Raw genomic sequence first — 20666 nt, forward strand, 5'->3', positions numbered from 1 at the left:
TATAAATATATTTTGTTTGTTTTCTTTTAAAAAATTGAGGGTGCAAATATATGATAATTAATCTATTCCGAAAAAAATAAGAATAAAAATATCTAAATTAAATATACTAATTTTGCGCTCACAATTTACATAAATGATTTTAGCTAAGCAACTAGTATACTGGTATTTACAAAATAAAAGAGAGCTTCCTTGGAGAAAAACTAAGGATCCATACCGGGTTTGGTTAAGTGAAATTATGTTACAGCAAACACGTGTAGCACAAGGCTTACCTTATTTTTTAAAGTTTACAGAAACTTTTCCAACAGTGTTTGATTTAGCTAAAGCGGATGAAAGTGAAGTACTGAAGTTGTGGCAAGGACTTGGTTATTATTCACGCGCAAGAAACTTACATTTTACAGCTAAGTTTGTAGCAAATGAATTAAATGGAGTGTTTCCTAAAACATATAAAGAGTTACTTAAATTAAAAGGAGTGGGAGATTATACTGCTTCTGCAATTGCTTCTATTTGTTATAATGAGCCAGTTGCCGTTGTTGATGGTAATGTTTATAGGGTTCTTTCTCGTTTTTTTGGTATAGATACCCCAATTAATTCTACTAAAGGGATAAAAGAGTTTAAAGAATTAGCACAAACTCTAATAGATGCATCGCAACCAGGAGTATATAATCAAGCTATAATGGATTTTGGAGCGTTACATTGCAAACCTCAAATACCTTTATGTGATAAGTGTCCACTAGCTGACAGTTGCATGGCTTTGGCAGAGAATAAAGTAAAAGAGCTTCCTGTTAAAGAAAAGAAGATAAAGGTAAAAAAGCGATATTTTAATTACCTAGTTCCAGTAACAAAAGAGAATGAAACTGTTTTAGAAGAACGAAAAGGTAAGGGTATTTGGCAAGGGCTTTATCAATTTCCTCTGATAGAAACACAAAAGACTATAAGTGAAGAAAAATTAATAGAAAGTGAGCAGTTTGTTAGGCTTTTTCCAAATGAAACCACAATCTCTCTTTTCAATAAAGAAGATATTATTCATAAACTATCACATCAGCATTTAATTACTAAGTTTTGGGTAGTAAAAACTATAGGTGTAAATACAAGAACTATAGACTGGACAACAGTTAAAGAGCACCCAGTACCTGTGTTAATTGATAAGTTTTTAGAGAAATATTTAAACAAAGAATCTTAAAATTTGTATATTTGATTTTACACAAAACTATAATGCTATGGCAGGAACAATAAACAAGGTTATTTTAATAGGACATTTAGGAGATGAGGTAAAAATGCATTATTTCGAAGGAGGAAACTCAATAGGTCGTTTTCCTTTAGCAACTAATGAAACGTATACCAATCGTCAAACTGGAGAGAAAATAACAAATGTTGAATGGCATAATATAGTAGTGCGTAATAAGTTGGCTGAAATCTGTGAAAAATATTTGACCAAAGGAGATCGTGTGTATTGCGAAGGACGTATAAAAACACGTCAATATGAGGTTGATGGACAAAAAAGGTACACAACTGAAATTCATGTACAAGATATGACGTTCTTATCAACAAAAAAAGATCCAAATAATACGCAACCAAACACAGCACCAACTCAAGGGAACCCTAATCCTACACCACCAAGTGTAGCTAGTGAAGAAGATGATGATTTACCATTTTAGTTTAATTAAATTTTAAAAATTGGACCCAGAACCCGAACCTTTACTTTTATTATTATCAAGTTTTGACTGGTTGACTACCATCAACTGTTTATTATTACTTTTATTATTAGTTTGCTCAGCGTTAGTTTCAGGAACTGAAGTTGCCTTTTTTTCAATTTCACAAACTGAATTAGACGAGCTTTCCGCAAATTCTAAAGAGGAAAATATAGTGGTAAAACTACTCGATGATCCTAAAAAATTATTAGGAACTATTTTAATCACTAATAACTTTATCAATATCCTTATCGTGTTACTTTTTGCAAGTATTGGTAAGGTTTTGTTTGAGGGGTTAGATTACGAATTAAACTTTTACTTTTTTAACGTATCTGTCCTTTTTCTTATAGAGATAGTACTCATTACTTTTTTAATTTTATTGTTTGGTGAAGTATTGCCAAAAGTATATGCTAGCAGAAAATCATTGCAATTTGCAGAGTTTATGGCTAAGCCTATTCAAGTATTAAATACTTTGTTAACCCCATTAAGTCTTCCTCTTATAAGATTAACAAGTGTTGTTGAAAACAAGCTAGGAAATAAGAATAATAATCTTTCTGTAGAACGTTTGTCGCAAGCATTAGAGTTAACATCTGATGATGCAACGACTAAAGAAGAACAAAAGATTTTAGAAGGAATTGTAAGTTTCGGGAATACTGAAACTGTACAAATTATGAAGCCTCGAACAGATGTGTGTGCTATTGCTGATGACACTAGTTATGAAGATGTGTTAAAAACTATTTTAAAAAATGGATATTCTCGAAACCCAGTGTATCACGAGAATGTAGATAATATTATTGGTGTTTTATATGCCAAAGACTTATTAGAGCATTTAAACAAGAAAACATTTAAGTGGCAGAAACTGTTGAGAGAACCTTTTTTTGTTCCAGAAAATAAAAAGTTGGATGATTTACTGGTGGAGTTTCAAGAAATGAAAAAGCACTTAGCTATTGTGGTTGATGAATATGGCGGAACTAGTGGAATTGTAACATTAGAAGATGTAATAGAAGAAATTGTAGGAGATATTAATGATGAATTTGATGATGAAGACTTAACTTATTCGAAACTTGATGAAAATAATTATATTTTTGAAGGAAAAATAACCATTAAAGATTTTTGCCGTGTCTTAGAAGATGAAGATGAGGAAAAGTTTGAAGAGGCTAAAGGAGAAAGTGAAACCATAGCTGGTTTTATTTTAGAAGTCTCAGGAAAGTTTCCTAAAAAAGGTGAAAAAATAAACTTCAGTAATTATACGTTTACTATTGAAGCGTTGGCTAAAAAACGTATAAAACAAGTAAAAGTTACCCGAAATGCGTAAATTATTTTTGCTGGCATCAGCAATATTTTTAATAAGTTGTAGTGAGGAAACCTTACCTAAACCAAAAGGCTATCTAAGTTTAGAATATCCTGATAAAACTTATAAAAAAGAAAACCTAAATAAACCATATATGTTTGAGACAGCTGAAATAGCTAAAACTAAAGGTTTGCCTAAAAACTGGATGAAAGTTGAGTATCCAAGCTTAAAAGCATCGGTAGATATTACGTATCGTCCTATTGAAGGAAATTTAAGAGAGTTATTAATAGAATCTGAGAAACTAGTGTTTGAACATGCCATTAAAGCAGATCAAATCACTGCTCCTGTAGAATATGCAAATCCAAATACAAAAGTTTACGGAAGTTTATACCAAATTCTAGGTAACGCTGCTTCACAAGTGCAATTTCATGCAACAGATAGCTCTAAACACTTTTTAAAAGGGTCTTTATTCTTTTATACCAAACCAAATTACGATTCTATTTTACCAGCAGTGGAATATATCAAAAAAGATATGATTCACATGATGGAAACGTTGGAATGGAAAAAGTAAGCTATTGAATCTTTACTTTTCTCGATTGCAACCACAAATAAAACTGTAACCCGAATAAAATAGCACCTGATAACAAGTGTACAGCTTGTGTTCCTAGTGGGAATTCAGCATAGTACATTAAAATACCTGTAATCGTTTCTAAAAAGATTAAAGCAACAATCCAGTTTACTAACTTGTAACCTAAATTTTTCACCTGATTTAAGTAAAATAATCCAAGGTTTACCAATACAATAGCTATAGTAAATGAACGGTGGATATAAAATTTAATGTTCGGATCCATCAAACTATAATGTTTGTTTTCAAATCCATGTAGTTTTACTTGTTCATCAATAAATTGACGAACTTGAGTTCCTAAGGCAATTTGAATTAATGAAAATATAGCTGAAAGAATTACTAATTTACTAAACAGTGAATTGTATTTATAAGATGTTTTCTTTTGGTCGGAAACTATATACAATAACCATAACAACAAAGCAACAATAACTAAACCACCAACCATGTGAATGGTGATTATAGTTGGTTTTAAGTTAGAGTCTACAACAGTTTTACCGAGCCAAGCTTCAAATAACATCAAGAAGAAAGCACCAAATGATAGAAGTGTTATTTGTTTGTTTTCTTTCCAAAACTTAAGAGAAACAAAAATTAAAAACAAAAAAGGAATTCCTGCTAAAGCAGAACTTAATCGGTTAATATACTCTGTCCAGGTATGAAACTTATTAAATTTAGCGTAGTTATGTTTAGTGTATTTTTCCCAGTTGTTGGCATTAAACTTTTCAGAAGTTTTAATATCATGACCTGCTACAAATAGTGCTTCGTCTTTTACGATAATCATTCCTTTCTTGTATTCAGAATCAGGTTGCCAAGTAATTTGTTCTTCAGAAGTTGGCGGAATGTAATAACCAAAACACTTTGGCCAATCAGGGCATCCCATTCCAGAACCTGTCATACGAACAACAGAACCAGCTAAAAAAATAACATATACAGCAATTAACGAGATTTTTACAATGAGAGGAAAATGTTTTTTCATCTGACAAAAAGTTTTAGCAAAGATACTTAAAAGGCATAAAAAAAGCTCCCAAATTAGGAGCTTTCGATTTTGTTTGAATTAGCAATTACGCTTTTTTTGTTTCAGCACAACATGCCATGGTGCAATCTTCTTTACAAGCAGCTTTTTCTGCTTCTGTTTTTGTGCAGCATTCTTTTTCACAAGAAGCCTTTTCTGCTTCTGTTTTGTCTGCGCAACATTCCATATTGCATACTTTTTTATCTGCTTCTCTTTTTGCTGTTTCAGAAGCTTTATACATGTCTCCGCTACCAATTCCTTCTACAAAAGCAATTAAATCTGCTTTGTTTGTTTTGTTAGCATCATATTTTATAGTTGCAATACTGTCGTTAAAAACAACGTTTGCTTCTAAAACACCTTCTTTCTTACTTAAGTCAGAAGCTATTTTTCTAGCACAACCTATTTCACAAGTCATTCCTGAAATACTTAAAGAAAGCTCTTTAGAATCAGCTGCTACCGCTGTTTTTTGCTCTTGAGGTGCCTCCTCTTTTTTAGCTTCGTTTTTACATCCAACAGCTAAAAAGCTAACAAAAGCTAAAGCAAATAGTATTTTCTGAATTTTCATCATTTTTATTTATTGAGTTATTCAGCAAATTTATCAATAAAATCAAAATTAAAAATAGAAATAAACGACTTTTGTACTTAAATTAATTGAGAATGAATAGTCAACAACAAAAATGGTTGTTTTTAATAGTGCTTTCACTGGTTTGGGGAAGCTCTTTTATTTTAATGAAAAAGGCATTAATTGGGTTAACTCCAGTTCAAGTAGGTGCTTTACGAATGCTAATTACAGCAGTTTTTTTATTGTTGGTTGGATTTAAAAGTTTAAAGAGAATAGAAAAGAGACATTGGAAGTATGTTGCTTACACAGCAATTTTGGGTACTTTTTTTCCTTCGTTTTTATTTGCTTTTGCTGTAAGTAAAATAGACAGCTCTATACCAGCTATTTTAAACTCATTAACGCCTTTTAATACATTTATCTTTGGAGCACTGGTGTTTGGGTTTACTTTTAAAAGAAAACAGTTTTATGGAGTTTTAATAGGTTTAGCAGGTACTTTGATACTTATTTTAAAGGGAGCTGAATTAAATCCGAATCAAAACTATTGGTATGCTGTTTTAATACTAATAGCTTCAATAGGATATGCGTTTAATGTAAATATGATTAAAAAGTATTTAGATGATTTAGATGCACTGGCAATTACAACCGGAAACTTTTTATTATTGATAATACCAGCGTTTATAGTTTTAGCTTTTTCTGGATTCTTTTCAACTTTTGAAGTAACAGCAGAAACAACTTCAGCATTAGGTTATATTACCGTTTTAGCTGTTGTAGGAACAGGAATAGCAAAAGTGCTATTTAATAAAATGGTGCATCTATCATCTCCTGTTTTTGCAGCTTCAGTTACGTATTTAATTCCAGGAGTAGCTGTAATTTGGGGAATTGTTGATGGAGAAAAGCTAAGCTTAATTCAGTTATTAGCAGGAGGGATTATTTTGTTTGGAGTTTGGTTGGTAAATAAAGCTAGATAGTTTTAAAATTACTTAAAATAAAAAGAGCCAAAATATTGCATTTTGGCTCTTTCATTTTTATAGACTTAGGTCTAATTCTTATTTAAAATCAGCGTCAGTAACTCCTTCGTTAATTTTAATTTCTTTTGTAATAAACTCCATTTTCATTGGTCCCATAGTTTGGATCATCTTATGAGGGAATTTAATTCCATTTACCTCTTTGTAATCTGCAAATACTACAGGTACTTTTATTTCTCCTTGTGGTCCTTTAGCAGTTTTTACCTCTTTAACCTTTAATCCAGATTTTACATCATAAAAGATTTCTTTTTTACCATGTTTAATAACATAAGCATTGTTTCCGTCTATAGGCTCAATTCTATCTAAAGTTCCAGCTTTATAAGCTTTATCAGCAAAAGGAGCAGATTCTTTTTTTGCTTTTTCTAACTCTTCTCCTGTCATTTCTTTTTTCTGACCATTAGCTTCTTGATATCCTTGAGTTCCATCAAAAATTACTTTTTGCATCACATTACCCATCATAGAAACAATTACAGAAGACTTGTTAGGAGTTGCATTTTTCTGAACTAAACTTAATTGCATTCCTTGAACTGCAGCATTAGAAGTAATCATTACAGACTTTACTTTTGCTACTTTGTCTTTTCCACCAATAGCTTTAAAATAATCATCCACTACACTAGAAGCTGTAACACCGCTAGGTATAGGTAAACTCATTGCAGGTTTATCAGTAGGATTTCCGTTTTTATCAAAATAGTTAATCTTATAATCAGCTGTTTTTTCTAGGTTCTTTAAAACATCAATTCCTTTACCTGTAATAATAATACGAGCTTTATCTCCTTTGAAGTACTTAATTGCTGCATTTTGTACATCGTTTAATGTTACAGCATTAATGTTTTTTAAGTAGTTCTTGTAATAATCAGCAGGTAAGTCGTTTGTTAAAATATTTAAAGCATATGAAGCTACTGTTTGAGGCTTCTCAACGTTACGAACAAAGTTTCCAATGTATTTAGCTTTTGCTATATCTAACTCTTCTTGAGTTGCTTTTTGGTAGCGGATTTTGTTGATTTCTTTCATCGCTTCAACCATAGCGCTATCAGTAACCATGTTTCTTACAGATGCAGTTGTTTTAAAACGAGAAGCATATCTACTTGATCCGATTCCTGAATAAGCTCCATAAGTGTAGCCTTTATCTTCACGAAGGTTTTTGTATAATCTACCAGTACCGCCTCCACCAAGAATTTGGTTAGCTAATAAAGCAGCATAGTAGTCTTTATCGTTCATCTTTAAATCTACTGCGTTAATAATAGATAACTCAGACTGAACAGCATTTGGCATATCAATAAAATTGATCTCAGTAGTTGTTGGATTTTCAACTTTTGGTAATTTTTGAGTAACTAAATCACCTTTTTTCCAAGTTCCAAATAAGTCTTTAACTTGTGATTTAATTTCATTAAAGTTTACATCACCAATTATAATTAAGTATGCGTTGTTAGGCTTATACGTTTTGTTGTATAAGTCTTTAACATCTTGTAACGTAACATTTTTTAACGTTTCTTCAGAGGTAAACTCTCCAAAAGGGTGATTTTTACCATACGTTAATGCGTTTTCAACTCTACTAGCAATAGCTTTAACACTCTTAGCGTTGTTTTTTATACCGTCAAGAGATTGCTTCATTTGCTTATCAAATTCTTCTTGAGTAAACACAGGGTTAAAAGCAGCATCAGCCATTAATCCTAATACTTTTGGAAAGTATTTAGATAATGAACTTGCTCTAGCTCCTTCATCCCAAAAAGAGATGTTAGCTCCTAAAAAGTCAACTTCTTCATCAAACTTTGCTTTAGGAGTGTTTTTTGATCCTGTTCCAAGCATTCCACTTAATAAGCCCTCAACACCTTTTTTATTTCCATAAGACATTGGTGGGTTATCAATGGTTAATGTAGCAGATACTCTTGGTAATTTATGATTTTCAACCACTAAAACTTGCAATCCGTTAGGTAAAGCAAACTTTTTAGGAGTTCCTAAGTTAATTTTAGGAGCTGGACCTGGTTTTGGCTGTTGGGTTCTATCAATCTGCGCTGAAACAGTTAATGATAGAAATAATATTGTGATAATTGAAAATATTTTCGTTTTCATTAAAATTCAGTTTAGATGATTATTTCTTTTTTGGTAAATATTCGATAACAACACGACGGTTTTTAGCTAAATATTTTTTAGCAACGTCTCTAATTTCTTCTTTAGTAATAGAGTTGATAACTTCTAACTCTTTGTTAATTTGATTAGTGTTTCCAACTAACATATAATTTCTTGCTAAAGAGTTAGCGATACCTTGTACACTAGAATTTGAAGCAACAAACTGATTTTCAAATTTATTACGAACCTTTTGTAAGTCTCTATCAGAAATTAACTCTGTTTGAAGTTTTTCAATTTCTTCATCCATTTCTTTAATTAAATCATCTAAAGATGTTTTTCCTAAAGGAATAGCTCCAATGTTGTAAACACTGTAATCTTCTAGGTTACGAGCAAAAGAAAATACTTGTAATGCTTTTTTCTTATCGTCAACTAGTTTTTTATACAATCTAGAGCTTTTTCCGTTACTTAAAATAGTAGAAATTACATCCAATACTTTAGAGTCTCTTTCTTTCATTGAAGGAGTTTTGTGTGCTAATAAAATAGCTGGCAATTGAATATTTGAGTCGTATTCTTTTACGCGTTTTTCTTTAGCTCTTTCAGGCTCAACTACCTTGTCTCTTTTTGGAAGCTTTCTTGCAGGAATTGGCTCAAAATAATCTTTAATTAACTTTTTAGTTGAAGCTTTTTCAAAATCACCAGCAACAACTAACACAGCATTATTTGGCATGTACCACTTGTTGTAAAAATCTTGAAATTCACTCAGTTTAGCGGCATCTAAATCTTTAATGTAACCAATCATAGGTCTACCATAATTGTGCTTGTCAAAAATATGGCTGTATACATCTCCATATATAATTTTCCCATAAGGAGCATTATCCATACGTTGACGTTTTTCTTCTTTTACCACCTCGTTTTGAGTATCTACAGCTTTTTGGTCGATAATTGGATGTAATAATCGCTCAGATTCCATCCACAAACCTAATTGTAAGTTATTAGAAGGAAATGTTTCGTAGTAGTAGGTTCTATCCCAGTTAGTGTTAGCATTACCAGTTCCACCATTCGCAGCTTCAATTTTATTCCATTCACCACGGCCAATATTTTTAGTTCCGGTAAATAACAAGTGCTCATAAAAATGCGCCATTCCTGTTTTACCATTCTCTTCATCTTTAGACCCTACATGGTACATTACTCCAACAGTAACAACAGGAGCAGAATTGTCTTGATGCAAAATAACGTGCATTCCGTTGCTTAAATCGTACTCTTCAAACTCAACTTTTTGTGCATTAGCCGATAAGCCTAACAACAAAGCTGAAGCTAGAGTGATAACTCTTTTTCTCATTGATTGAAATTTAATTTTTAATGATTTTCGTGTATTTGACGTGAAATTATAGTATTTGTTACAGTTGAAATAATAAAAACGAACCTTTTTTATGCTAAAAGAGTAATTTTCTGAGTAATACATTTTTTTTTGAAGTAAAAAATGTATATTTGCACCCGCATTTTTATTTAAGAAAGTGTGAATAAAGTATAAACGCAAAACAAATAGTATGTACGCAATCGTAGAGATAGCAGGGCAGCAATTTAAAGTAGCAAAAGACCAAAAAGTATACGTACACCGTTTACCAGAAGCAGAAGGATCAAAAGTAACTTTTGATAATGTAATGCTTATTGAAGATAAAGGAAACGTAACTATTGGCGCCCCAGCTATAGAAGGTGCAGGAGTAACTGCAAAGATTTTAGGTCACTTAAAAGGTGATAAAGTAATCGTTTTCAAAAAGAAAAGAAGAAAAGGTTACAAAAAGAAAAATGGACACAGACAGTATTTAACTGAAATTCAAATCGAAGGAATTTCTGCGTCAGGAGTAAAAAAGGCGGCTGCTAAGAAAGAAGCTCCTAAGGCTGAAGCAAAAGAAGAATCGAAGGATTTAAGTTCAATGACTGTAGCAGAATTAAAAGCTTTAGCTAAAGAACAAGGTATTACAGGATACACTTCTTTAAAGAAAGCAGAATTAATTGAAGCATTAAGTAAATAATTAACTTTAAAAACTTACAAAGATGGCTCATAAGAAAGGTGTCGGTAGTTCGAAGAACGGTCGTGAATCAGAATCGAAACGATTAGGAGTAAAGATTTTTGGAGGACAAGCTGCTATTGCAGGTAACATTATTGTTCGTCAAAGAGGAACTCAACACAATCCAGGTGAAAATGTTTACATGGGTAAAGATCATACTTTACATGCTAAAGTTGATGGTGTTGTAAAATTCCAAAAGAAAAGAGATAATAAATCATATGTTTCTGTAACTCCATTTGAGGCTTAAGAAACTAACGATTAGGATAAGATAAAAAGCTCAACTAAATTTAGTTGAGCTTTTTTGTGTATATAAATAAACGAACATTAGAATTTATATAAAAAAAACACCACTTTAAAGTGGTGTTTCATAACTTAATATCATTATTGATTAATCCCCCAATTTATCAATATGATTCCCCTTGTGTATTACACTGCAAATATCATATAAAAGAACGTTTATTAATGTAAAGGATGTATAAATGGTTTGCTTTTTTGTGTAAATGGTAAAAAAAATATGTTTATGACATAGTTTTGAACTGATTTTTTGCTAAAATCGTATTAGTTACATTTTATTTTTAAAATATTATCTGTTACATTTGATATAAATGTACATGAAATGTTAAGAGCAGTTATAGTTGATGATGAACCAAAAGCAATACAAGGACTTTCTTGGGAACTATCAAGCTTTGGGAATGATATAGAAATCATAGAAACATTCACGGTTGCTGAGAAAGCAATTAAGTTTATAAATGAGAATAGTATTGATTGTCTTTTTCTAGATATTGAAATGCCTACGATGGATGGTTTTCAATTGTTAGAGAAAATTGAGAATAAAGATTTTGCCGTAATTATTACAACAGCATATAATGAATATGCAATTAAGGCATTGAAGAATCAAGCGATAGATTATCTCCTTAAACCTATTGATTCTGATGATTTGGAGGAAACGATAGGTAGAGTTAAACAACACTATAAGAAGAATAATAATACCGAAAAGGTTGAAAAAATATTATCAAGCTTTAATGAAAAATTCAATAGAAGAAAAATAACTATTAATACAGATGGTAAACTAGTCTTTTTATCTCAAGATGAAATTTTGTTTGTAGAATCTGATGGTAATTATTCAACAATCTATACTACTGGAGCGAATAAGAAAATTGTAGTTACAAAAAAACTAAAAGAAATAAACTTACTTCTTCCAGAAGATCATTTTTTTAGAATACATAATTCATATATAATTAACTTAAATAAAATAAAAGAGTTTTTAAAGTCTGATGGTTATGTTGTATTAGAAAATAACCATAAAATTCCTGTTTCTAGACAAAGAAAATCGGATTTCCTAGAAAAATTTTAAATGAAGAAATTAATTATAATCATCTTTTTATTTTATGTATCGTTTTCTTGTTTTTCACAAGAAGAGAAGAAGAACGTAGATAATTTAATACAGCTGGCAATAGAAAAAAAGATAGATGATTATTATGATTTATATCGTTTTTTTCAACGTAAACGATTTAATAAAGAAGATATAGACTTTCTTTTAAGTGAAAGTCAAAAAAAAGAGTACAGGTTAGGTGAGGTATATGCTTATAACTTACTAGGAAGGCACTACAGAAACAACTCTTTTTTTGATAGTTCAATAGAGAATTATATGAAAGCTCTTGAATTATCAAGAGAAATAGAGGACGTAAATGCAGAAATTGTTACGCTCAATCAAATAGGAGTTGTATATAGAAGGCAAGATAAGATTAGAAATGCCTTAAATTATCATCAAATGGCACTCGAATTAGCGGATAAAATTGAGATTCCAGATGTTGATACTAAAATAAGCATAAGTATATCAAACAATAGTATTGGTAATATTTATCTGGCTCTTAAGCAATACCAACTAGCTTTAGAAAAGTTTAAAAAAGCAATTTTAATTCAAGAAAAAACTGAAGACAAAAGAGGGTTGGCTATTAATCACCAAAATATGGGGCTTGCTTTTCAAAATTTAGGAGATATAGATGCTGCGTTAGAACACTATAATAAATCTTTACAATATAATATAGAGAATAACTCAAGTATAGGAAAAGTTATTTGTCATAATAGTATTAGTAATGTTTTACTACTGCAAGGAAAGTATGAGGAAGCGTATAACTATATAAGTGAAGTGGTAGATCTTTCAGAGGAAATAGGAAACCAATATTACACATCTGATGTGTATGTTACGTTTGGAAACGTACAATTAAAGTTAGATAGTTTAGATAAAGCAAAAATATATTTAGAAAAAGGTTTAGAGGTAGCTAATAAGCATAAAATTCCTTCAGGAATTAATCAATCTAACTTGCACTTGTCTGAGCTGTATGAGAAACAAAAAAATTATGAAAAAGCGTATAGTTTTTATAAGAAAGCTATTGAAGGAGAGCGTAAAACGTTTAATGATAAAAATATACTATACGTAAACAACCTTATTAATAAATATGATAATGAGGTAAGCAGAAATAAGATAAAAAATTTAGCAAAAGAGAATGAAATAGCAAAACTAAAATTATTACGAAATAGAAATGTTTTAATTATTGCATTAGTTTCTATAGCGTTGTTAGGCGTGTTGTTATATTCTATGTATAGGCAACGTTTATTAAATAATGACAAGAAAATATTAATGCTAGAACAGGAAGCTTTGAGAATTCAAATGAATCCGCATTTTGTATTTAATGCGTTAAACTCTATTAAGCTCTATGTTATAAATAATGAACAGAAGAACGCAGTATATTATTTAAATAAATTTTCAAAATTAATTCGCAGCATTTTGGAGTCTTCATCTGTTAAGGAAGTAACGTTAAGTGAAGAGCTAAAAACAATGAATTTATATATGAGTATCGAGAACATTCGATTATCAAATGAAGTGAATTACATTGAAAATATTGATCCAAATGTAAACATAGAAAGGATAAAAGTTCCACCATTAATATTGCAACCTTTTTTAGAAAACTCTATTTGGCATGGACTTTCATCTAAGAAAGGAAAAAAAGAAGTTTCATTGTCGGTTACAAAAATATCAGATGAGTTTATACAAATTGATATTGTAGATAATGGAATTGGTAGGGATGCTGCTATGAAAATTAGAAAAAACAAATCGTTAAATCGTAGGTCTATAGGTATAGATTTAACTAAAGAACGATTGCGAAACTTTGCTAATGAGTATGCAAATAACTATTCATTAATTTATACAGATATAATTGACGAAGAAGGAAATCCGAAAGGAACCAAAGTTTCGTTGAAAATACCAATCCTTTAAAAGTCAAACCGTAATTGAACCCAAACAGGTTCTTTTTTCTCTGTATTTAAGTTGCTAAAAGAAATGCCTAATAAGCGGACAGAGTTGTTAAGTGTATCTTGATACAATAGCTCTTTTACGATAGGATAGAACTCTTTTTTTAGCTGAAGGTAATGGTTGGTAGTTTTACTACGGGTTTGTTGCGTAAAATCGCTGTATTTAATTTTAAGAGTTACTGTTTTTCCTTTGGTGTTCGATTTTTTCATTCGACGCTCCAATTCATCAGCTATTTTTTCAAGACGCTCTAACATAAAAACTTCAGAAGATAAATTTTCTCGAAAAGTAGTTTCAGCAGCAATCGATTTTCTAACGCGATTTGGCTTCACTTCCGAATTATGAATACCTCGAACAATATTGTAATAATGCAGTCCTGATTTTCCAAACAATTTACTGAGTTCTTCTAAAGATTTTTGTTTTAAATCTAATCCTGTAAATATACCTAAGTTGTGCATTTTAGCAGCGGTGACTTTTCCTACTCCATAAAATTTATTTACAGGAAGTTGTTCTAAAAACTCTATAACTTCTTCTGGATTGATAGTTTTTTGTCCGTTAGGCTTGTTAATGTCAGAAGCTACTTTGGCAATAAATTTATTAATAGAAATTCCTGCAGATGCTCGTAACTCTAATTCGTCCCATATTCGCTGACGAATTTCCTGAGCAATCATACTAGCAGATGGATTTCCTTTCTTATTTTCAGTAACATCTAAATAAGCTTCATCCAAAGATAAAGGCTCTACCAAGTCGGTATAATCGTAAAAGATTTTTCTAATTTTTGAGGAAATTTCTTTGTAGCGATCAAATCTAGGAGGTACAAAAATGATGTGCGGACATTTTTGTTTAGCTAATACACCACTCATTGCAGAACGAACCCCAAATTTTCTAGCTTCATAGCTTGCCGCCGAAACTACACCACGTATTTCGCTACCACCAACAGCAACAGGTTTTCCTCGCAATTCAGGATTATCCAATTGCTCTACAGATGCATAAAAAGCATCCATATCCACATGAATAATTTTACGAAAAGGAGGTTGTAATTCCATGAATACAAGCTAAACTGATTTCGATAGATTGGTTAAAACATCAATAGTTTTTGCTTCGTCTTTTTTGTCTACAAAAATATGATCATGATAAAAACCAGCAACAACATTACAACTTACATTATGTTTTGCTAATTCTGAAGAAAAAGCAGCGGTTAAGCCAACCGCATCTAAAGCAGAATGAATTTTTAAAGTAATCCAGGATGCTTTAAAACTGTAATCTAAACCTAAATTATCTGCAACTTCCTTTTCCAGAATTAAAGTCATTCCTTCCAATTCTTTAAACATTCCAATTATATCTTTTGTATGGATATTGGATGTTTCCTGTACAGAAGTAAAAACATACTCTCCTTTGTTTACAAAAGGTTTCATTTCTTTAATAAGAACTGATAAATTCATTTCTCCAGACATGCTATCTATTTTAGATAAAATTACAGCTTTTTTTAAAACAACTAAAGCCCTCGTAAGAGAGCTTTTTGTTAGTCTTGATTCTTTTTTCTAACAGCGAAAGCGGTCTTTTCTCTAAAACTATACTTGTTTTACTTCAATTATTTTAACAGGACATGCTTTTTTTGCTTCGTGAGCAGCTTCAAAAATACTGTCGTCGTGAGATTTTATAGTAAAGAAACCTTTCTTTTCTGTGGAATGTAATAAAACTGATTTTCCGTCCTTTTTCGACATTTGAAATTGTGCCGGAGCTAACTCAACACAATAATTACAGCCAATACATTTGTTTCTTTGTAAGGTAATTACAACCATTAGTTTTTAGCAAATTCGGTTTTTACAATTTTATATAATTTGTCTGAAGGACGAATTCTGAAATCTAACTTCATCGTAACTTCATCACCTTTGGTAGCGGTTTGTGCTTCTTTGTCGTTTACAAACATGCTCTTTAATTCCATTTCTTGAGCACCTGTTGTTGGCCCTGTAATTAAAATGGTATCACCAATTGCTAAATCGTATGCTTCAATCTTAAACTCTCCAACTTCTGCTTTAGGGAAATAGTGCATTCCCTTTCCTAAATACACCTTCTTTTGAGTAGCATGCGAACCAGGTTCTTTACTCCACTCACCTAATTTCTGTCCTAAATAATAGCCATTCCAAAAACCACGATTGTATACTTTCTCCAGTTCTTGCATCCAGCTAATCACCTTCTCTTTATCGTAGGTTCCGTCATATAAACTATCAATAGCATCACGATAGCACTTAATAACTTTAGCTACATATTCTGGTGCACGACCACGACCTTCAATCTTCAATACTTTAATACCAGCATCAGCCACTTGGTCTAAAAAATCGATAGTACATAAGTCTTTTGGAGACATGATATACTCATTGTCTAATTCCATTTCAAAACCAGATTCCTGATCGATTACCGTATATTTTTTACGGCAATTTTGTTTGCAAGCTCCCCTGTTTGCCGATGAGTTGTGTGAATGTAAACTCATATAACATTTACCAGAAACTGCCATACAAAGTGCTCCGTGACCAAAAATTTCAATTTCTAACAAACGACCAGAAGGTCCTTTGATTTCTTCTTTTTCAATTTGCTCTGTAATTTTTTTTACCTGACGTAAACTCAATTCTCTACTCAACACCACAGTATCAGCAAACATTGCATAAAACTTAACTGTTTCGATGTTGGTAATATTAATTTGAGTAGAAATATGAACCTCCATACCTTCAGCTCTAGCCATTGCAATTACAGCTTGATCCATAGCGATTACGGCAGTAATATTAGCTTCTTTAGCTCTTTTAATTAAGGTTTTTACGATAGATAAATCATGATCGTATACAATAGTATTCAATGTTAAATACGTACGAACATTTTTCTCAGTACATCTACGAGAAATCTCTTCTAAATCATCTAAGGTAAAATTGATAGATGCTCGAGCACGCATATTTAATTGTTCTACACCAAAGTATATAGAATCACATCCATTATCTAAAGCAGCTTGTAACGATTCAAAATTACCAGCAGGAGCCATTAACTCAATCTTTTGCATTACTTTTTAAATTTTAAAGCTTCTGAACGTCCTTTTTTAAATATTTTATTACTTGCGTGTTTTCCTTTACGCAATTCTTTTTGTTCTTCGTATGGTAAATGAATGATGTCTTGACATTCAGGAGAACAGGTGTTTTCCATTTTCTCAGCACATTCATCACACTGAATAAATAGTAAGTGACAACCTTCGTTAGCACAGTTAGTATGGGTGTCGCAAGGTTTTCCGCATTGATGACAATTAGCAATTACATCATCAGAAATCTTTTCAGCTCTTCTATGGTCAAAAACAAAATTCTTTCCTAAAAACTTGTTCTCTAAACCTTCTGATTTTACTTGACGTGTATATTCAATAATTCCTCCTTCAAGCTGAAAAACATTTTTAAAACCTTTGTGTTTGTAGTAAGCAGATGCTTTTTCACATCGAATACCACCAGTACAATACATTAATAAGTTTTTGTCTTCTTTATGGTCTTTTAAATCTTCTTCAATAATATCTAAAGAATCTCTAAACGTATCTACATCTGGAGTTACAGCCCCATCAAAATGTCCAATTTCACTTTCGTAATGATTACGCATATCTACACAAACCGTATTAGGGTTTGCTAGCATTTCATTAAACTCTTTTGCATTTAGGTGCACTCCTTTATCAGTAACATCAAAAGTGTCATCATTTAATCCGTCAGCAACAATCTTGTTACGAACTTTTACTTTTAGTTTTAAAAAGGATTTGTTGTCGTGTTCAATGGCAACATTCAAACGAATTCCATTTAAAAAAGAAATACTATCTAACTGATCTTTTAAAGCTAAAAAGTTTTCAGATGGTACAGATATTTGAGCATTGATTCCTTCGTAAGAAACATACGTTCTTCCTAAAACATCTAGCTCATTCCACTCAAGGAATAATTTATTTCTAAATAAAGTTGGATTTTCTATCTTATGATATTGATAGAATGAAATGGTAATACGGTCTTTACCCGCATCGTCTATTAATTTAGCGCGTTCTTCAGCGCTTAACTTGTTGTACAGTTGCATGCTATACTTTTTTAAGTTAAACAAATATGTTATGATTTTAGTAAAAAATCGGTGCAAATGTACTGATTTTTTGAGTTTTACTGTTTAAAACAACACTTTTTAATCAAAAGTGATATAATTTTAAACTTTAACGTATTTTTTTACACAATTAAGATACAACCAATTTGTTTTTTTTAAACCTTTGTAACATACAAACAATTAATTTTATACTCAAATAATAAAAAGATGAGAGTAGCAGTAGTAGGCGCTACCGGAATGGTAGGTAATGTAATGTTACAAGTTTTAGCAGAACGTAATTTTCCAGTAACAGAATTAATTCCTGTTGCTTCAGAGCGTTCGGTAGGAAATAAAATAGAATTTAAAGGAACAAATTATACGGTGGTTGGTTTAGAAACCGCAGTGAAAATGCAACCTGATATTGCATTGTTTTCAGCAGGTGGAGACACTTCTTTAGAATGGGCTCCGAAGTTTGCAGCTGTTGGAACAACAGTAATTGATAATTCTTCAGCTTGGAGAATGGATCCAACCAAAAAACTAGTAGTTCCTGAAATCAATGGAGATGTATTAACTAGTGAAGATAAGATTATTGCAAACCCAAACTGCTCTACTATTCAGTTAGTAATGGCATTAGCTCCGTTACATAAAGAGTATAACATGAAACGCGTGGTGATTTCAACCTATCAATCAGTTTCGGGAACAGGTGTAAAAGCTGTTCAGCAACTGGATAATGAAGAGGCTGGAGTTGAAGGAGAAATGGCGTATCCACATCCGATAGGAAGAAATGCATTACCTCATTGCGATGTATTCTTAGAAAACGGATATACTAAAGAAGAAATGAAGCTTGTAAAAGAACCTAAAAAGATTTTACGAGACGATTCTTTCGCAGTTACAGCAACAGCAGTTAGAATTCCAACAGCAGGAGGACATTCTGAGGCTGTAAATGTTCAGTTTGAAAACGATTTTGAGTTAGATAAAGTACGTGAGTTACTTGGTAAAACTGATGGTGTTATTGTACAAGATGATGTACAAAACAATGTATACCCTATGCCTATTTTAGCAAATAATAAAGATGAGGTTTTTGTGGGTAGAATTAGAAGAGATGAATCTCAACCAAATACGTTAAACATGTGGATTGTTGCAGATAATCTTCGCAAAGGAGCTGCAACCAATACTATTCAAATAGCAGAATATTTAGTAGCTAACAATTTGGTTAAACCATCTGTTACTGCATAAAATAATTTATAATAATACTTTTAAAATCCTGTGCTTATAAGTGCAGGATTTTTATTTTTGGATAATGAACAAAGAACAAATAATACAAAACACCATTGAGTTTGTAAAAGAAACTTTACAAGGAGCAGAAGGCGGACATGATTTTTTTCACATTGAACGAGTTTATAAAAATGCTTTGTTGATTGCAAAAGATGAAAAAGTTGATGAATTTGTGGTTTCTTTAGGAGCATTGTTGCATGATATAGCTGATAGTAAATTTCATGATGGAGATGAAACTGTTGGTCCGCAAAAAGCAAGAGCTTTTCTTGAAAGTCAAAAAGTATCAGAAGAAATAATTACTCATATAGAAAAAATCATCACTAATATCTCTTTTAAAGGAGGAAACTTTAAACAAAACTTCACTTCTCCTGAGTTAAATGTTGTTCAAGATGCTGATAGACTAGATGCCATTGGAGCTGTAGGAATAGCTCGTTGCTTTAATTACGGAGGGTTTAAAAACAGGGAGCTTTATAATCCAGAGGTTACCCCAAATTTAAATATGACTAAAGAAGAATATAAAAAGTCTACAGCGCCTACAATTAATCACTTTTATGAAAAACTTTTGCTTTTAAAAGATAAGATGAATACTACTACGGGAAAATCAATTGCAGAACAGAGGCATACTTACATGGAAGGTTTTTTAGAACAGTTTTATAAAGAATGGAATGGAAAGAATTAGTGTTTATTGTGTTAATAATGTAAAGATTGTGTTGTTTTAATAAAAAGTTTACGTTAAAATTTGGATGTTATTGAATTTAGTATATATTTGCTTCAGTTAATAACCCCCATTTTATTAATGTAATCCCCTTATTGTAAAAATAGCATCTAAATTTTATTTAGATGCTATTTTTTTATGTAGAATATTCTTTAAAAAAGGTATTATTTTCCTGGGAAATCAGGTTTACGTTTCTCTAGAAAGGCGGTGGTTCCTTCTTTAAAATCTTCGGTGCCAAAACAATTCCCAAACTCTGTAATTTCGCTTTCAAAACCATTTACACCATCTTTGAAATTATCGTTAACAGCTTTAATTGCTGCGCTAATGGCAACTGAAGAGTTGCGCATAATTTTTGAAGCAATCTTTTCAGCTAAAGGTAAAAGCTCTTCTTGTGGAGTTGTATGATTTACCAACCCAGCTTCTTTAGCTTCGTTAGCAGAAATCATACCTGCTGTCATTATCAATTCCATTGCCTTTCCCTTACCAACCAATTGAGGTAAGCGTTGTGTACCACCATATCCAGGAATAACTCCTAAAGAAACTTCAGGTAAGCCCATTTTAGCATTATCAGAAGCTATTCTAAAATGACAAGCCATTGCTAACTCTAATCCACCACCTAAAGCAAAACCATTTACAGCAGCTATAACTGGAGTAGATAGGTTTTCAACAAAGTCAAATAAGGTTTCTTGTCCTTTTCTAGCTAACATTCCTCCTTCTTCAACAGAGAAATGTGCAAACTCAGAAATATCTGCCCCAGCAACAAATGCTTTTTCTCCACTTCCTGTGATAATAATTACTTTAACAGCACTGTCTTCTTCCAAATCCTTGAAAGCATTATGAAGTTCTTCAATAGTAGCTTTGTTTAAAGCGTTTAGTTTTTTTGGTCGGTTAATTGTAATAGTTGCTAATCCGTTAGCTTGTTCAACTAAAATATTTTCAAAATTCATACTATG

General features: G+C 31.5%; 21 protein-coding genes. 11 read left to right on the forward strand and 10 right to left on the reverse strand.

The features are described from left to right. Positions 1-133: 133 nt before the first annotated feature. From mutY to gldD, 4 genes are read left to right on the forward strand one after another with little or no spacing between them, the layout of a single operon-like run. On the forward strand, positions 134-1180 hold the full coding sequence (mutY, locus tag LCI24_RS02050) for an A/G-specific adenine glycosylase (RefSeq protein ID WP_274638927.1): 1047 nt from the start codon (positions 134-136) through the stop codon (positions 1178-1180). Positions 1181-1217: 37 nt separating this feature from the next. Next, positions 1218-1655 (forward strand): single-stranded DNA-binding protein, encoded by a 438-nt coding sequence (locus tag LCI24_RS02055; protein WP_274638928.1) that lies wholly within the window; start codon positions 1218-1220, stop codon positions 1653-1655. A gap of 19 nt (positions 1656-1674) precedes the next feature. Next, on the forward strand, positions 1675-3003 hold the full coding sequence (gldE, locus tag LCI24_RS02060; protein WP_274638929.1) for a gliding motility-associated protein GldE: 1329 nt from the start codon (positions 1675-1677) through the stop codon (positions 3001-3003). After that, on the forward strand, positions 2996-3550 hold the full coding sequence (gene gldD, locus LCI24_RS02065) for a gliding motility lipoprotein GldD (protein ID WP_274638930.1): 555 nt from the start codon (positions 2996-2998) through the stop codon (positions 3548-3550). Before gldE ends, gldD begins: the two co-directional genes overlap by 8 nt. Before the next feature lies 1 nt (position 3551). Here gldD and LCI24_RS02070 read toward each other — a convergent pair whose 3' ends face one another. After that, the gene (locus LCI24_RS02070; protein WP_274638931.1) at positions 3552-4577 is read right to left on the reverse strand and encodes a COX15/CtaA family protein; all 1026 of its coding nucleotides are present in this window, start codon (positions 4575-4577) and stop codon (positions 3552-3554) included. An 85-nt stretch (positions 4578-4662) separates the two neighbouring features. Further along, entirely contained in the window at positions 4663-5181 is a 519-nt protein-coding gene (locus tag LCI24_RS02075; RefSeq protein ID WP_274638932.1) for a cation transporter, read from the reverse strand. An 89-nt stretch (positions 5182-5270) separates the two neighbouring features. On the opposite strand from LCI24_RS02075, the gene LCI24_RS02080 reads away from it, so the two are divergent. Then, entirely contained in the window at positions 5271-6143 is an 873-nt protein-coding gene (locus LCI24_RS02080; RefSeq protein ID WP_274638933.1) for a DMT family transporter, read from the forward strand. A gap of 78 nt (positions 6144-6221) precedes the next feature. On the opposite strand, the gene LCI24_RS02085 is transcribed toward LCI24_RS02080, so the two are convergent. Together LCI24_RS02085 and LCI24_RS02090 are read right to left on the reverse strand one after the other, a co-directional pair. After that, positions 6222-8270 carry a M16 family metallopeptidase gene (locus LCI24_RS02085; RefSeq protein ID WP_274638934.1) on the reverse strand — a complete coding sequence of 683 codons (2049 nt, stop codon included), beginning with the start codon at positions 8268-8270 and terminating at the stop codon, positions 6222-6224. A 19-nt stretch (positions 8271-8289) separates the two neighbouring features. Further along, complete coding sequence (locus LCI24_RS02090; RefSeq protein WP_274638935.1) at positions 8290-9606, reverse strand: M16 family metallopeptidase; 1317 nt, start codon at positions 9604-9606, stop codon at positions 8290-8292. A gap of 208 nt (positions 9607-9814) precedes the next feature. Here LCI24_RS02090 and rplU point away from each other — a divergent pair, with 208 nt between their 5' ends. From rplU to LCI24_RS02110, 4 genes are all read left to right on the forward strand, one after another. Next, positions 9815-10300 carry a 50S ribosomal protein L21 gene (gene rplU, locus LCI24_RS02095; protein WP_274638936.1) on the forward strand — a complete coding sequence of 162 codons (486 nt, stop codon included), beginning with the start codon at positions 9815-9817 and terminating at the stop codon, positions 10298-10300. 22 nt (positions 10301-10322) lie between these two features. After that, on the forward strand, positions 10323-10583 hold the full coding sequence (gene rpmA, locus LCI24_RS02100; protein ID WP_028891690.1) for a 50S ribosomal protein L27: 261 nt from the start codon (positions 10323-10325) through the stop codon (positions 10581-10583). A 369-nt stretch (positions 10584-10952) separates the two neighbouring features. Beyond that, positions 10953-11690 (forward strand): LytR/AlgR family response regulator transcription factor, encoded by a 738-nt coding sequence (locus LCI24_RS02105; RefSeq protein WP_274638937.1) that lies wholly within the window; start codon positions 10953-10955, stop codon positions 11688-11690. Continuing rightward, complete coding sequence (locus tag LCI24_RS02110; protein WP_274638938.1) at positions 11691-13613, forward strand: tetratricopeptide repeat protein; 1923 nt, start codon at positions 11691-11693, stop codon at positions 13611-13613. Here the strand turns inward: LCI24_RS02110 and dinB are convergent. The 5 genes from dinB to trhO form a co-directional block, all read right to left on the reverse strand. After that, entirely contained in the window at positions 13610-14692 is a 1083-nt protein-coding gene (dinB, locus tag LCI24_RS02115; protein WP_274638939.1) for a DNA polymerase IV, read from the reverse strand. The genes LCI24_RS02110 and dinB overlap by 4 nt on opposite strands. Before the next feature lie 9 nt (positions 14693-14701). After that, on the reverse strand, positions 14702-15100 hold the full coding sequence (locus tag LCI24_RS02120; protein WP_274638940.1) for an ACT domain-containing protein: 399 nt from the start codon (positions 15098-15100) through the stop codon (positions 14702-14704). A gap of 117 nt (positions 15101-15217) precedes the next feature. After that, on the reverse strand, positions 15218-15448 hold the full coding sequence (locus LCI24_RS02125) for a ferredoxin (RefSeq protein ID WP_274638941.1): 231 nt from the start codon (positions 15446-15448) through the stop codon (positions 15218-15220). After that, a complete protein-coding gene (locus LCI24_RS02130; protein ID WP_124587768.1) occupies positions 15448-16695 on the reverse strand; it encodes a peptidase U32 family protein in 1248 nt (415 codons plus the stop codon). The genes LCI24_RS02125 and LCI24_RS02130 overlap by 1 nt, the downstream gene beginning before the upstream one ends. After that, positions 16695-17726 (reverse strand): oxygen-dependent tRNA uridine(34) hydroxylase TrhO, encoded by a 1032-nt coding sequence (gene trhO / locus LCI24_RS02135; RefSeq protein WP_274638942.1) that lies wholly within the window; start codon positions 17724-17726, stop codon positions 16695-16697. The genes LCI24_RS02130 and trhO overlap by 1 nt, the downstream gene beginning before the upstream one ends. A 225-nt stretch (positions 17727-17951) precedes the next feature. Between trhO and LCI24_RS02140 the strand changes: the two genes are divergently transcribed. Both LCI24_RS02140 and LCI24_RS02145 read left to right on the forward strand, forming a co-directional pair. Continuing rightward, positions 17952-18959 carry an aspartate-semialdehyde dehydrogenase gene (locus LCI24_RS02140; protein WP_274638943.1) on the forward strand — a complete coding sequence of 336 codons (1008 nt, stop codon included), beginning with the start codon at positions 17952-17954 and terminating at the stop codon, positions 18957-18959. Positions 18960-19023: 64 nt separating this feature from the next. Further along, entirely contained in the window at positions 19024-19677 is a 654-nt protein-coding gene (locus LCI24_RS02145; protein ID WP_274638944.1) for an HD domain-containing protein, read from the forward strand. A gap of 200 nt (positions 19678-19877) precedes the next feature. Here LCI24_RS02145 and LCI24_RS02150 read toward each other — a convergent pair whose 3' ends face one another. Continuing rightward, positions 19878-20660, reverse strand: a complete 783-nt coding sequence (locus LCI24_RS02150) for an enoyl-CoA hydratase/isomerase family protein (RefSeq protein WP_274638945.1) — start codon at positions 20658-20660, stop codon at positions 19878-19880. Positions 20661-20666 lie beyond the last annotated feature (6 nt).

The sequence above is a fragment of the Tenacibaculum larymnensis genome, from assembly GCF_028829235.1.
GTDB classification, from domain to species: Bacteria; Bacteroidota; Bacteroidia; order Flavobacteriales; family Flavobacteriaceae; genus Polaribacter; species Polaribacter larymnensis.